At 37.8% G+C, this 13,655-nt stretch carries 12 protein-coding genes and 1 riboswitch; of the genes, 6 read left to right on the forward strand and 6 right to left on the reverse strand.

The features are described 5' to 3' along the window. Positions 1-6: 6 nt before the first annotated feature. A complete protein-coding gene (locus EP737_RS00555; protein ID WP_129725983.1) occupies positions 7-720 on the forward strand; it encodes a DUF554 domain-containing protein in 714 nt (237 codons plus the stop codon). A gap of 401 nt (positions 721-1,121) precedes the next feature. Here the strand turns inward: EP737_RS00555 and guaC are convergent, their stop codons facing one another. The 3 genes from guaC to yhfH form a co-directional block, all read right to left on the reverse strand. Further along, positions 1,122-2,102, reverse strand: coding sequence for a GMP reductase (guaC, locus tag EP737_RS00560; protein ID WP_129725984.1), 981 nt, complete (start codon positions 2,100-2,102; stop codon positions 1,122-1,124). A gap of 140 nt (positions 2,103-2,242) precedes the next feature. Then, positions 2,243-2,342: riboswitch (purine riboswitch) on the reverse strand. Positions 2,343-2,670: 328 nt separating this feature from the next. Further along, positions 2,671-3,525: an HAD family hydrolase gene (locus EP737_RS00565; RefSeq protein ID WP_129725985.1), complete on the reverse strand. Its 855-nt coding sequence runs from the start codon at positions 3,523-3,525 to the stop codon at positions 2,671-2,673. A 692-nt stretch (positions 3,526-4,217) separates the two neighbouring features. After that, complete coding sequence (gene yhfH, locus EP737_RS00570) at positions 4,218-4,346, reverse strand: protein YhfH (protein WP_129725986.1); 129 nt, start codon at positions 4,344-4,346, stop codon at positions 4,218-4,220. A gap of 437 nt (positions 4,347-4,783) precedes the next feature. Between yhfH and EP737_RS25270 the strand changes: the two genes are divergently transcribed. After that, a complete protein-coding gene (locus EP737_RS25270) occupies positions 4,784-4,921 on the forward strand; it encodes a hypothetical protein (RefSeq protein WP_165350631.1) in 138 nt (45 codons plus the stop codon). Between the two features lie 86 nt (positions 4,922-5,007). Here EP737_RS25270 and EP737_RS00575 read toward each other — a convergent pair whose 3' ends face one another. The 3 genes from EP737_RS00575 to EP737_RS00585 all read right to left on the reverse strand — a co-directional run bounded on the left by EP737_RS00575 (position 5,008) and on the right by EP737_RS00585 (position 7,339). Then, on the reverse strand, positions 5,008-5,736 hold the full coding sequence (locus tag EP737_RS00575) for an amino acid ABC transporter ATP-binding protein (RefSeq protein ID WP_129725987.1): 729 nt from the start codon (positions 5,734-5,736) through the stop codon (positions 5,008-5,010). Next, positions 5,733-6,377: an amino acid ABC transporter permease gene (locus EP737_RS00580; protein WP_129725988.1), complete on the reverse strand. Its 645-nt coding sequence runs from the start codon at positions 6,375-6,377 to the stop codon at positions 5,733-5,735. The genes EP737_RS00575 and EP737_RS00580 overlap by 4 nt, the downstream gene beginning before the upstream one ends. A 176-nt stretch (positions 6,378-6,553) precedes the next feature. Beyond that, complete coding sequence (locus EP737_RS00585; RefSeq protein WP_129725989.1) at positions 6,554-7,339, reverse strand: transporter substrate-binding domain-containing protein; 786 nt, start codon at positions 7,337-7,339, stop codon at positions 6,554-6,556. A 655-nt stretch (positions 7,340-7,994) separates the two neighbouring features. Here EP737_RS00585 and EP737_RS00590 point away from each other — a divergent pair. Genes EP737_RS00590 through EP737_RS00605 form a run of 4 tightly spaced genes read left to right on the forward strand, consistent with a single transcriptional unit; the run spans position 7,995 to position 13,643 of the window. Continuing rightward, complete coding sequence (locus EP737_RS00590; RefSeq protein ID WP_165350632.1) at positions 7,995-9,524, forward strand: Hsp70 family protein; 1,530 nt, start codon at positions 7,995-7,997, stop codon at positions 9,522-9,524. Positions 9,525-9,527: 3 nt separating this feature from the next. Then, on the forward strand, positions 9,528-11,117 hold the full coding sequence (locus EP737_RS00595) for an Hsp70 family protein (protein ID WP_129725991.1): 1,590 nt from the start codon (positions 9,528-9,530) through the stop codon (positions 11,115-11,117). A gap of 10 nt (positions 11,118-11,127) precedes the next feature. Then, positions 11,128-12,168 (forward strand): nucleotide exchange factor GrpE, encoded by a 1,041-nt coding sequence (gene grpE / locus EP737_RS00600; protein ID WP_129725992.1) that lies wholly within the window; start codon positions 11,128-11,130, stop codon positions 12,166-12,168. Next, positions 12,165-13,643 (forward strand): Hsp70 family protein, encoded by a 1,479-nt coding sequence (locus EP737_RS00605; protein WP_129725993.1) that lies wholly within the window; start codon positions 12,165-12,167, stop codon positions 13,641-13,643. Before grpE ends, EP737_RS00605 begins: the two co-directional genes overlap by 4 nt. Positions 13,644-13,655 lie beyond the last annotated feature (12 nt).

Raw genomic sequence — 13,655 nt, forward strand, 5'->3', positions numbered from 1 at the left:
AACAAAGTGATTTTGTTGGGGGCTTTGGTAAACGGAATAGGTGTAAGTGTTGGTACTTTATTAGGCAGTCTGCTTCGTCGTATACCGGACAGTATGAAGGACACTGTTATGAATATAATGGGTTTAGCTATTATAGTCTTGGGAATACAAATGGGACTTAAAACCGAGAATTTTCTTATCGTAATTTTAAGCCTTGCCATTGGAGCGATAATTGGTGAGTTATTTGCCTTAGAAGATAAAATAAACCGCCTAGGGGGTTGGTTAGAGAAAAAAGTCGGCTCAAGTAAACAAGGAAGCATATCACAAGGCTTTATAACAGGCACCTTAATATTCGTAGTTGGAGCAATGGGTATCATTGGTGCTTTAGATAGTGGTATGAGAGGGAATCATGATGTGTTATACACGAAGGCTATTATAGATACTGTTTTAGCAGCCATATTAACTACCACATTGGGAATTGGAGTGTTATTCTCTGCAATTCCAGTTATTTTATATGAAGGTTCTATTGCGATTTTTGCAACGCAAATTGATTATTTTATCCCCCAGGCTTTAATGAATCATTTTATTGGGGAAATCACAGCTACTGGCGGAATTATGATTATTGCTATAGGTTCAAATTTAATAGGGATTACTAAAATAAAAGTAGCTAACCTTCTTCCTGCATTGGTAGTGACTGCACTACTTGTTTCAATTGTTCACAGTTTTAACTTGCACTTCTAGAGGTACATACATTCAAAAGAAATGACTTCCTTTTTCGTTAATTATTTGTTGAGAATAATTGGCTTGAACAACCGCCTGGAATAAAGGATAGAAAAGAATGAGCGAAGACAAAAGAACAGGACTAGTTGCATGAACTCATTTTAAAACAATGACTGCCTACATCGAAGGTTATGTAAACAAGCAATGCCCTCCAAGTCAACTTGACTGGAGGGCGTTTTGATAGGCTCTTAGATACATTGAATCCCGATGATTTCTTATTATGTAAACGAAAAATGTACATAGTATATACATATTTCGTTTACAGTTTTTGCTCTCATTAAAGTCTAATTAAGCTATATATGACTCCAATGCTTCGCATATTTCTTTATAAAGTTTCATTTAAATCTAAAGTTTATTGGATATCAAATTCTGTCTCCATTAAAAATGGAATTTTTCACAATAACATAATCAACATGGCGAATGGCATCTAATTTATTTCCTCCAGCATAGGATATAGAGGATTGAAGATCTTGCTCCATTTCAGTTAGGGTGTCTATTAAGGAACCTTTGTGTTCGACTAAAAGCTTTTTGCCTTCGACATTTTTTCTTTCGCCCTTTTGAAACTCAGACGCTGAGCCAAAATATTCTTTATATATTTTTCCGTCCTTTTCAATCGTTTCTCCTGGCGATTCTTCATGTCCAGCAAATAACGAACCAATCATAACCATGGATGCACCAAACCGAACTGATTTTGCAATATCTCCGTGAGTTCTGATTCCTCCGTCTGCAATAATAGGCTTGCTAGCTGCTTTTGCACACCAACGAAGTGCGGCTAACTGCCAACCGCCAGTTCCGAATCCTGTCTTAATTTTTGTGATGCACGCCTTCCCTGGTCCAATTCCAATTTTCGTAGCATCAGCGCCTGCATTTTCCAACTCACGAACAGCTTCAGGAGTTCCAACATTCCCAGCGATAACAAAACTGTCAGGTAACAATTTTTTAATATGTTGAATCATTTGAATTACCGCATTGGAATGTCCATGGGCAATATCGATTGTGATATATTCCGGTGAAAGCTGTTCATCTGCTAATTGTTGTACAAATCTATACTCTTCCTCTTTGACTCCAACGCTAATCGATGCAAACAATCCACGTGATTGCATCTCCTTCACAAAAGATAGCCGTGTATTTGGTTCAAAACGGTGCATAATATAGAAGTAACCGTTTTCTGCCAAGAAAATTGCAACCTTTTCATCAATAATTGTTTGCATATTGGCGGGCACCACAGGTAGCTTAAAGGTTCGTCCACCAAAAGTTACAGATGTATCACACTCAGAACGGCTATTTACAATAGATTTTGCTGGAATTAGTTGTATATCCTCATAATCAAACACGTTATCCATAAATACACTCCTCAAATCAATATTAGAATAGGGTGGATAAAACTGCCCGTGAAAGTGAATATTTAACTTACTTTTTAGTAGTACGTTAAATGTTTCTGGAATTCCTCCTTAAAACAAAAAATTCCTAACTACAAATGGGTAGAATTATCCCACCCATTCGTAGTTAGGAATTTTCGGTTCCTAGTAGAAACTCTTAGTCCGTATTACTAAGAATATACGAATGATAAGTCATTTATCTATAAGTTATTTTAAACGAACTTTATTCGGTTGTAAATAGTTATTGTTCGTTTTTTGTGTTTATTTTATTGTTGAATTCAAGAATAAAGGGGAGGGTAAATCAGAATTCGTAATTTTTGGGGTGATTTGTGATAGGGTCTTCTGATATAGGCATGATGATATGAGAAAGAGAGAGGAACCTAATTAGCAGGGAAAATAATAATGTACAGGATGGAGTTGATACTGAAAAGTCGGAGTCACCGGCTTTTCAGTAGTATTTAAAGGAGCCGTTTTACTTGCTTCACAAAATCCATTTGTTTCTATAACATTCTGTTGAAATTACTACTTGATTTTATAGTTTAAATTTAGATTTAAGGTAATGGTATACTCCATCTTCATCACAAGTAAATTCCGTTACATCATGGACTATTTCTTTAACGCGATCCTGAGCATTTTTCATGGCTACAGCATAGCCAACAAACTGTAACATCGGTAGATCATTATCACTATCACCAATCGCCATAGTCTCATCCTCGGACAAATCAAAATGCTGTAGCATCTGTTTTATCCCTGTTGCTTTGTTCACGTTCGCAACCATCACTTCAACATTGTGGTCAGAAGAGATAGAGGTAGTAAAGTCAATTTCTTGTTTTAACGCATCGAGCTCATGTTTCCAGCTATTTATATGTTCTTTTGTTCTGGCAAAGAAATAAAATTTGGAAAATTCATTTGCTTCTATGCTATCTTTCCAATCAATTTCTTCTTTAATTGCCTGTTTACGTGACAGCCATTCATTAATCCCAACGCTGTCTGGCTTTGGATCTCTAATTTCATCTTCAACATATTGTTTATCTTGCTTCAATGTAACTCGAGATGTTCCATATGGGAAAAGCTCGTAATACACCTTGTTTTCTCTTGCTTTTTCAATAATGATTTCCACTAGCTCGAGTGAAAGTGAATGTTTGAATACTACTTCCTTTCCAACATATCCTGCCATCCCATTTGAGGTAATGAATCCATCCACCCGAAAGCCCTCGGGTACTAATTCCTCAATTTCATCAACAGCCCTGCCTGTAGCTACAAAAACGAATATTCCTTGGTTTCGCAAGTCATCAATGATTTCTTTTGTGTGGATACTTACCTTGTTTTGATGATTTAGTATCGTTCCATCCATGTCTAAGAAAATTGCTTTAGGTTTACATGTCACCACTATTCCCCCTGTTTGGTAAAAAGAGTTTATGGGGCAAGTATACACTTTGCTATTTCTAATCTCAATGAATATACGTGTTACATATCAAATCGCATTGCAGTCTAAGGATTCCGTACTATATGTACAAAAAGCAAAAATTGGAGAGTTTGAATGTAATGGATCTCAAAAAAGGGGATTTGTCAGTGAAGGTTTCCTGACTTTTTTACACTTTAAGAAGGTATAAATTTCTAGCTAGAAGACAATTCGACGTTGTGAGAAATTTTAGGAATAAAGTATAAGTGCAACTACGCCTCTGTCTTCGCCCAAAAGCAGGGCTCGCCAGTCGGCGAGTTTTCTTTATAGTGGTACAACGAGAATCCTCTAATGCAGATTTGACAATCATGATGAGAAGATTCTTGGAGAATTCAAAAGTAAAAGGGAGCTTGAAAAAGATGAGTCAGAGCTTGCTTTCTATTTACTGTCTGAACAGATGTTGAGGAATAACATTGGTGTGATGAGATGACTATGCATAAGACTAATAAAGGCATCCTTTACTAAAGTCATAATAAAAATCCCCTATCCAACTCTGTTGTAAGAATTGAATAGGGGATTCATACGTCTGTGTCTGGCTCCATTTCTTTACCTCATGTAGTTTAATGACTCACGATTATTCGAGTTTGTTCTGTAATTACCCAGTAACATAGGCTTTCTTATTCTTCATGTTTTCCAATACATCTTTCGCACTCGTATAAATATGATTCATGTTGTTCCTCAATTGTATCTCCACATTCGCGGCAGCTTTTTTCCGGCAAGTTATGATAAAAATCTAAATCTAACATCTTTATTACCCCCTGTTATAGTTTAGTTGTTTGTTAAATTGATTGTATTATAACAGAGAGTCAAAGTCAATATCTGTTATATATATAATTGTAAAAAATTTACATAATATTAAGATTTAGCTTAGAGGACTCATAGAGAATTTTACTTATTACTTGGATAGGTGTTGATATATTGAGCGATATTAGATTGAAGGAAGGGGCGATTATAGGATTTCAAATGTAATTAAAGCCAATGCACATAGTGTCATAGTTTTCTTTATAAACCCCAAAAGCGATTGTATTTACTTATAATCTTAATTTTTTATATTGTGATATACAAAACAGAAAAATAACCAATAATTTAAAAAAAGAGTAATTATCAATAATGAAATTACCGAAAGGATTAGCAAAAGACCTAAAGGAAACAATTAATCTTGAATTATGGGGGGGAGATAGCTATGGATATATTTCGTTCAATTGGAAAAGGAGCTGGAACTGTTGGTGGAGGCTTGATAGGTGGTACGGTACGGTTAAGGTGGCAGGAAAGGCTGTCGGCAGTAAGTGGAAAGGTACTGGTGAATGGTTGGGGGATGTGAGCTTAATGACTAGAGTTTTATCATTTTCCAACAGAAGACCCCCACTTCAAGCACGTGGCGTTAGCGAGTAGGTGGGGGTAGTTCAATTATAGAACTTTGCTTAAAAATGCCTTTGTTCGTTCGTGCTTTGGATGACTAAATAATTCATTTGGCTCATTTTCTTCTACAATATAACCACCATCCATAAAAATAACACGGTTGCTTACTTCACGGGCAAAGCCCATTTCATGTGTGACGATAACCATTGTCATACCTTCGTTAGCCAGTTGTTTCATAACTTCTAGCACATCTCCAACCATTTCCGGATCTAATGCAGAGGTGGGTTCGTCAAAAAGCATGATTTTTGGCTCCATTGCCAATGCTCTAGCGATTGCAACGCGCTGCTTTTGTCCGCCTGATAATTCTCCTGGATAGCTTTGAGCTTTTGCGCGCAAGCCAACTTTATCTAACAGTTCCAATGCTTTTTCTTTGGCAATTTCTTTTGAGACAGAGCGTACCTTCATCGGGGCAATCATAATATTTTCTAATACGGTTTTATGCGGAAATAAATTAAAACTTTGAAAAACCATTCCTACTTCCTGTCTTACCTTATTAATGTCAATCTTTCGATCTGTGATGTCATAATTATTTATGACTACTTGTCCATCTGTAATATCCTCAAGTCGGTTGAGGCAACGAAGAAATGTGCTTTTGCCAGAACCGGAAGGACCTATTACGCAAACAACTTCTTTTTCCTCAATCTCTGCATTTATATCCTTTAGAACTTCAAGTTGTCCGAAGGTCTTTTTTAAATTCTTAACAATGATAATACTCATCTTAGTACAAGTCTCCTTTCAAAGAAATTGCCTAGCAGTGTTAACAAATAAATGAAGATAAAATAAATAACGCCTACTGTAAGCCAAATTTTAAATACTTCAAATGTGGCGGCTGCCTGAATTTGACCTTGTTGTGTTAAGTCGGCAATTCCGATAACCGATAGCAAAGATGTATCCTTTAAGCTAATAATGGACTGATTTGTAATGGTAGGGAGCATTCTTCTAAATGCTTGTGGTAAAACAATATAAATCATATTTTGAAAGCTTGTTAAACCTAGTGATCTGGCAGCTTCTGTTTGTCCCTTATCTACAGATTGGATACCTGCCCGAATAATTTCGGCAAAATAGGCGCCTGCATTAATTGCTACGGTAAAGATACCTGCTGAAGTATTATCTAATGAAATCAAATTTAAAGAGTTGAAACCAAAGTAAATAAAAAATAGTTGCACGATAAAGGGTGTGCCGCGAATTGCGTCAATAAATACTTTTGCAAACCCATTGAGGACTTTTAAAGAAGACAATCGAAATAAAGCTACTATTAAACCGATAAGAAAACCTAATGTAATTGCTACAACAAAAATATAAAGGGTTGTTTGAAGGCCATCCAATAAATAAGGCAAGACATTCTTAATTATATCCACGCTAATCATATCCTTTCAGAAAATAAGGCGTCTTGAGCAGCACGCCTTATTTTTATTTCAATTTAAGAAAGTATAAATTTCCAGCTAGAAGTTAATTCGACACAGCAGGGGATTTTAGGGACAAAGTGCAACTACGCCTCTGCCTTCGCCAATCGGCGAGTTTTCTTTAAAATTGTTTATTTGCTAAGATATTTACTTACAATTTCATCGTATTTTCCATTCTCTTTCAGCTCTTTGAGACCTTTATTAATTTTTTCTAGTAATTCTTGGTTTGTCCCTTTTAAAACAGCAATCCCATATTGATCTCCGTTTAGACGATCTCCAACCATTTTCAGCCCAAGATCTTTTTGAGCAATGGCATATGCAATAACAGGATAATCTTCTATAAGCACATCAGCATTTCCATTTGTTACTTCTTGAAACATTGCAGGGCTATCATTAAATTGAACAACTTTAAATCCTTTTTCACTAGATAGTTTTTGTACATATGTTGCACCAGTCGTCCCTTTTTTTACTGCTACTGTTTTCCCTTTTAGGTCATCAACAGTTTTGATTCTGTCATTTTCTTTTTTTACAACTAATACTAACCCTGCATCAAAATATGGTGTGGAAAAATCAACTACCTTTTTTCGTTCATCTGTAATACTCATACCCGCAATAGCGACATCCAGCTGCTTTGCCTGCATAGCAGGGATAATTCCTCCAAAGTCCATAGGTTTTAATTCGATTTTAAAACCTTGATTTTTAGCTATTTCATTAATTAAATCAATATCAATTCCTTTGTATTGTCCATTTTCTTGATATTCAAATGGAGGATATGTTGTGTCTACACCAACCTTGTAAGTTTTGTTCTCTGTATTACCATTTTCCCTGCCGGTTGCTTGTGTCTGCTTGCTGCTGTTACAAGCGGCTAACAGTAGGCTCAACATCAAACATAAAATAACCATATAAGATTTTTTCATAAAAACTCTCCTTTTCTGTATGTATAACGATAGTTGTCATATTTTATGACGTATATCGTTATTTGATATAACATTATCTTATTTATAAACTACATGAAAAAACAGAAAACTACAGAAATCTACATTTATTAAAAATAAAATAGGTTTTACATGTGTAAAAAATGTATTTGAATGAAAGTGTGTTAGGAAATATGACAAGAAGGTGGAATTGTAAAAGTGATTGCTTATAGCAGCGATTTCTCAAACATTATCTCTTTAAGCCTTCTTATATAGATGTTGGTTTGGATAAAGCTAGGAGAGAAATCTGCATGTTGTACCTCTCGGAGAAAGGAGAGCTCTTTTTAAACGGAATCCTAATATATATCAGTAGCCCACTCCGTAAATGATTGGAGGGTTGTTTGCGTAAATCACCATGCAAAGGAATAAAACAGCTATGATCGTTTTATTTTTCTTGGAATTACAAAGATGGTGTCATTAAAAAACGTAACAAAAAATGGAGTTTTTACCATTTAAAATATGGGATACGCACCCCCAACTTTTCATCAAAGTTTCATTAAAACCCATTAAGTTATTTCGTAGTGAAGCAACACATATGATAAGCAAAGTCATAGTGTGCTCACCTTATTGAAAAAATGGACAAAGGATGAGTGATTACATGGGAACCGCAATTGGAATAGATTTAGGAACGAGCAATTCTACAGCTGCTATTTACCGTAACGGGAAAGTGCAAAGCATTCCGATTGAAGGGAAAAGTATTTTGCCGTCAGTAGTATCTTGCAAAGACGATGGCCAGATCTTAGTAGGAAACTCAGCCAAGTCCCGGTTGTATATGGATCCGCAAAATAGTATGGCCTCCTCTAAACGATTCATCGGTAATCCAAGTAAGGTCTACCATATTCAAAATAAACAAGTAACACCTATTGATATCGCACAGTACATTCTTGAAAAAATAAAAAACGAAGCAAGCAAATATTTGGGAGAAGAGGTGACGGATGCTGTTATTACCATCCCTGCTTACTTTACTGAGGAACAGCGTGAAGCGACGAAACAAGCGGGGGAACGAGCTGGATTGAAGGTTCTTCGTCTTGTTGCGGAGCCAACAGCTGCTGCCATCGCATATGGCCTCGATAGAGAACGTAATCAAACCATTATGGTTTATGACTTGGGAGGCGGAACATTTGATGTTTCCATCTTAAAAGTAGAAAACAATTCGTTTAAAGTCATAGCCGTAGATGGAGATACTAAGCTTGGCGGTGATGATTTTGACGAAATGATTGTGCAGCATTTACTCCATAGCATTCAAACAGAAACAGGATCCAATCAATATACGGAAGGATCCTCGTCGCTGCAACGAATCAAAGAAGCTGCTGAAGAAGCGAAAAAAGAGCTATCGGATAGTGATTTAGTAGACATTGTCGTACCGGATATCTTTGGTACTCATATTGAAATGGAGCTAGATATTGCTACGTTCAATCAAACAGTTCAGCCGCTTATTCAGCGTACCATTGAAAAAATGGAGGAGGTGCTGCAATCAGCCGGTTTAAGCAAAAGGGAGATTAGCAGAGTCATTCTTGTAGGCGGCTCGACTCGAATGAGAGCAGTCCAAGAGGCAGTGACAAAGGAAATCAAAAAACCATATATTGCAGACAATGTTGATGAAGTTGTCGCACACGGTGCGGCCATTATGGCAGCTCATTTGTCGGCGCCTAGCAGGGATTCCCTACCCATTCCAATTGTCGTAGAGGAAGTGACGGCCCATTCATTTGGAGTGGACATGATTGATGTGCAAGACCAACAACTGAAGGTCTTTCATTTGATTAAAAGGAATACGAAACTTCCTTGTGTAGGCGCTACGATTGGTTCAACGCTGCGGCCTTACCAGCCGTCCATTCGGGCGGGAGTATTTCGGACAGAATCACAGGTACCGGCAGAAGAAGCGAAGCTTGGGGAATTAAAGATGCCCGTTAGCATTCGTCCATACTATGTAAATGTTGTATCGCTATTTGAGCTTGATGAAAACGGTATTCTAACATTTTCTACCGCTGAAATTGGGAGACGCTCATTGCTTCTTTCCCGCTACAGGGAAACCAAAGAAGTAGATCTTGATATGCTGAAGCTTATGATTGCTCAAGGAGAGATTACTCCGAAAAAAATTGTAATTGATACGAATAAAGTGGAGGTTTAAAACATGACGATTGTAGAAAAGAATAGCCCATATGTACTAGGAATCGATCTCGGTACTTCAAATTCAGCGGTTTCTATTTATCGAAAAGGAACACCGCATATTATCAGGTTAGGGAAGGAAAGCACGATTCCGTCAGTTGTTAGTTTTCGTTCCGAAGGGGATATCCAAGTTGGTGAAACGGCAAAACGGAGAATCTTAATCGATCCTGAGCATACGATTTCGTTTATTAAGCGTGAAATGGGGACAGAGTGGACGAGAGCATTTTACGGAAGATACTATCGACCTGAGGATATTTCAGCAGAAATTTTAGCGAAAATGAAAGAGTACGTTATGAATCAAGAGGAGATTGATTTAAAAGGGACACCGGCCTATGCAGTCATTTGTGTTCCGGCTAACTTTGATGACAATAAAAAGCGGGCCACAAGAGAAGCCGCGGAGTTAGCAGGATTTCATGTCACATATTTGCTTGAGGAACCGGTTGCTGCAGCGATTGCATATGGCATGGAAACAGGGCGAGATCAAACCATTATGGTGTATGATCTCGGGGGCGGAACATTTGATGTATCCATTTTAAAAGTAGATAGTGTTTCGGAGGAGACGCAAGCCGTATTTACAATCCTTTCAAAGGAAGGTGAACCGAAGCTTGGCGGATATGATATTGATAGAGTCATTATGAAGCTTGTAGCTGAGGACTTTAAACAAAAAAGTAAGTTAGATTTACTCGATCTAGAAGCAGATCAGGGAGTATCGGCTGCTGACTTGTTGGAAGCACAGCAAAAGCTGCAAGAAGCGTGTGAGCAAGCAAAGAAAGAATTATCTGAGACTGATGTAGCAGTGCTTGAGATTGCGAATGTCATTAAGGATGAGTTCGGTGTTATACACCATATCGAGTACGAATTAACAAGAGGAGCGTTCGAAAGAGCGATCGATCCATTAATTGAACAAACCATTCATACGATGAAAAAAGCTATTGAAAACGCAAAGCTTGATATCCGTGATATTTCCAGAGTTATTTTAGCAGGAGGATCTTCCCGTATTCCTTTAGTCAGTCAAAGGATTAAGCAATTATTGAATAAAGAACCGTATGCCAATATTGATCCGGATACAGTAGTAGCGCAAGGGGCAGCTATTTTTGGGGCAAGCCTTGGAGTGCCGACAGACAAACTGGATGAAACAACCGAGGTTGAACAAGAAGACAAACCGAATGCGGAGATTGAAATGAACAATATTGTTACCCATCATCTCGGCATTGAAGTTCGCGGCGGGCGTTTTAATCCAATTATTGAAAAAGGAATTGAACTCACGAAAGAGCATCCTGTCGTATCAATGGAGAAGGTTTATAGTACATCGGAGGATGATATGACAGAAATGAGGATTTCAGTTTTTCAAACCCCTGAGATTGTTGAATATGTGAGCGATCAACAATGTGTTTGTATCGGAGAATTTTTTCTAGTAGGGATTCCGTCGGCACCAAAAGGAACCCATCGGATTACGGTTCGGTTTGAAGTGAATCAGCAAAATGAAGTCATTGTCAACGCTGCCTTGAAAGGTGCAGAAGAAGTTACAAGTCAAATGACTATTCAAAGAGGCTAGGGACTTAAAGATGACAAATTTAAAAAGTTTAATAGAAAATTTTAATGAACTTCAAGCATTATATAAGCTAAAAAGAGAACGATTAGACAATTGGAAATATCAGTTTCAGCAGTTGGAGCAAGAAGTTAAGAGATTAATGATGTCTTTTGAACAGTATTATGAGCAGTGGGGAGTTAGTGAACAGTTTGAGGACGAGATAAAAGAAAAACTAAAAAATCGGCGTGAAGGCATTCGCTTATCTGTCAAAAGCGTAAACCGGCTGTTCCGGAAGCTTAATCCTGAAAAGCCGTTAGAGGCTGGCCATGCAGCATTCATATTCGAGGAAGGTTTGGCAGATAGACTATCAATCAACCAATGGAAGGTGCTAAAGGGGGAAACCTTACAAGAACCTCCATCAAATCCAGAAAAAGATGAGGTATGTAAAGAGTCCGTAGGCGATGTGAAAATTGACAGAGTCGTGGAGAACAAAGCTGCAAAGGTTCCGGTAGATGAACAAGAATATTTCGAGTTTACCCTAGAACAAGGGGACAATACAGTCCACAATATAATAGAAGAAGCTACTCTTTTCAATCGCAGCATAGTGGACGAGTTAGACAGTGCTATTGAAGCAGCTGAAAAAAGATTTGTGACATTCATGGAGAAAGGCGTAGCTCCGATTATGGATGGTTTATACAGCGGAAAGCATTATGCAATGGACTTAACAGCAGAGCTAAGAGAAGCTGGATATGAGCAGATTGAAAAAGTAGAAGCGTGGCTCATGATTTATAATGTATTGCTATCAGAGCTTCAAGTTCTTTTTGATCAATTTGCTGTTACATTATTTGCGCCAGTTGTAGGGGATATATTTGATGAATATCATCATGATCCAATTGGAGTAGTGGAAGACTTTAATTATCAAGACGAACAGATAAAAGAAGTTGTTCGATATGGTTTGCTGTATAAGAAAATGATTTTTAATCAAAACGCCTTTCTCATTCGACCTGCTCAGGTGATTGTTGTTAAAAATAAAGTGCAAAACATATATAGAGGAGCAAAGAGGGACGAGCGATGAGAGTGGACAATGAAAAGAAACCAGTCCTTGGCATTGATTTAGGCACGACCTATTCGGCAATTGCGAGGTGGACGGAGAAAGGTCCAAAAGTATACCAGAATCCAAGAAGAGAATATACATGGGCATCGGCTGTTTACTATGACGAGCGCCAAGATAAGCCATTAGTCGGAAACCTTGCATTAAAACGCGCACTGATCGACCCGGAAAATGCAGTAATCGGCGTGAAGCGAATGATGGATAATGGTACACAAAAAATCCGTCTTGGAAGTAAAGAGTTTACACCGATTGAAATTTCTTCCATGATTTTGCGAGATGTGTATGAGTATGCGGAAAAAACAACACCTGGATTTAATCCTGCAGGTGTTGTTGTAACTGTTCCATACTATTTTACAGCTCTTCAATGTACAAACACATCAGAGGCGGCTTCGTTAGCCGGACTCAATGTGTTAGGCATCATTCAGGAACCTGTTGCAGCAGCACTTGCATACGGAATTCATGAAGAAGAAACCATGCGCGATGAGGTAATTATGGTATTTGATTTAGGCGGAGGCACTTTTGATTTAACGATCTTCCGTTTACTAAACAGTAAAGAAAAATTAACGTTTGAGGTGCTTGCGACAGGGGGAGATGACCGTCTTGGAGGCTTGGATTTTGATAAAAGCTTTGCAGAATTGATTAAAGAGAAGGCGGGAATCGATGTTTCAGGACTTTCTCATGAAAGCAAGATTAAAGTAGAAGCGGCTTTTATGGAAGCGGCAAAAGAGGCAAAGGAAATATTATCTTATGAAGAATACACTGATATTATTAAACCAAATATATTACCGGGACAGCATATTGAAATAGAATTTGAACGAAAAGAGTTTGAGCAGTGTATAGAGAGTTACTTTGCCAAAATGGATGTAATTATCGACAACGTGATTGAGAACGCTTCGTTGTCTAGAAATGATATTAACCGTGTGATAAAAGTTGGAGGATCAAGCCGCATTCCCAAAATTGATGAGCTGCTTTCCAAAAAGATTGGTGCGGATAAAATCTTCGGAAATATCGATCCAGATCTTTGTGTTGCGGAAGGAGCAAGTATTTATGCAGCTTTTTTAGACGAACGGATTCAATGGGCAAAAAAAATTGATATTAAGACGGCCACTGCTCATGCACTTGGCGTAGGGTTAGGGGACGGGCGGTTCAGTGTGTTAATCCCGAGCAATCGGCAAACTCCATGTGAAGCCTCGCGCATATTTACAACGAATGTTGATTATTGTGAGGAAGTAGACATTGATGTGTATCAGGGTTCTTCACAATTTACGAAAAACAACAAAAAAATCGGAACCATTCGTGTTTCCGGGTTAAAGAAATATCCCGCAGGAGAGCTGGACATTCATGTTACGTTTCGGATCAACCAGCAGCAAAGCGTTTCGGTGACTGTTGTACAAAAGGAAAGCAATATTCGGAAGGTTGAAAACGTTAAACTGACATAAATGAATATGAGT

Origin of the sequence: Ectobacillus funiculus (genome assembly GCF_004138295.1) — a bacterium.
Lineage (GTDB): Bacteria > Bacillota > Bacilli > Bacillales > Bacillaceae_G > Ectobacillus > Ectobacillus funiculus.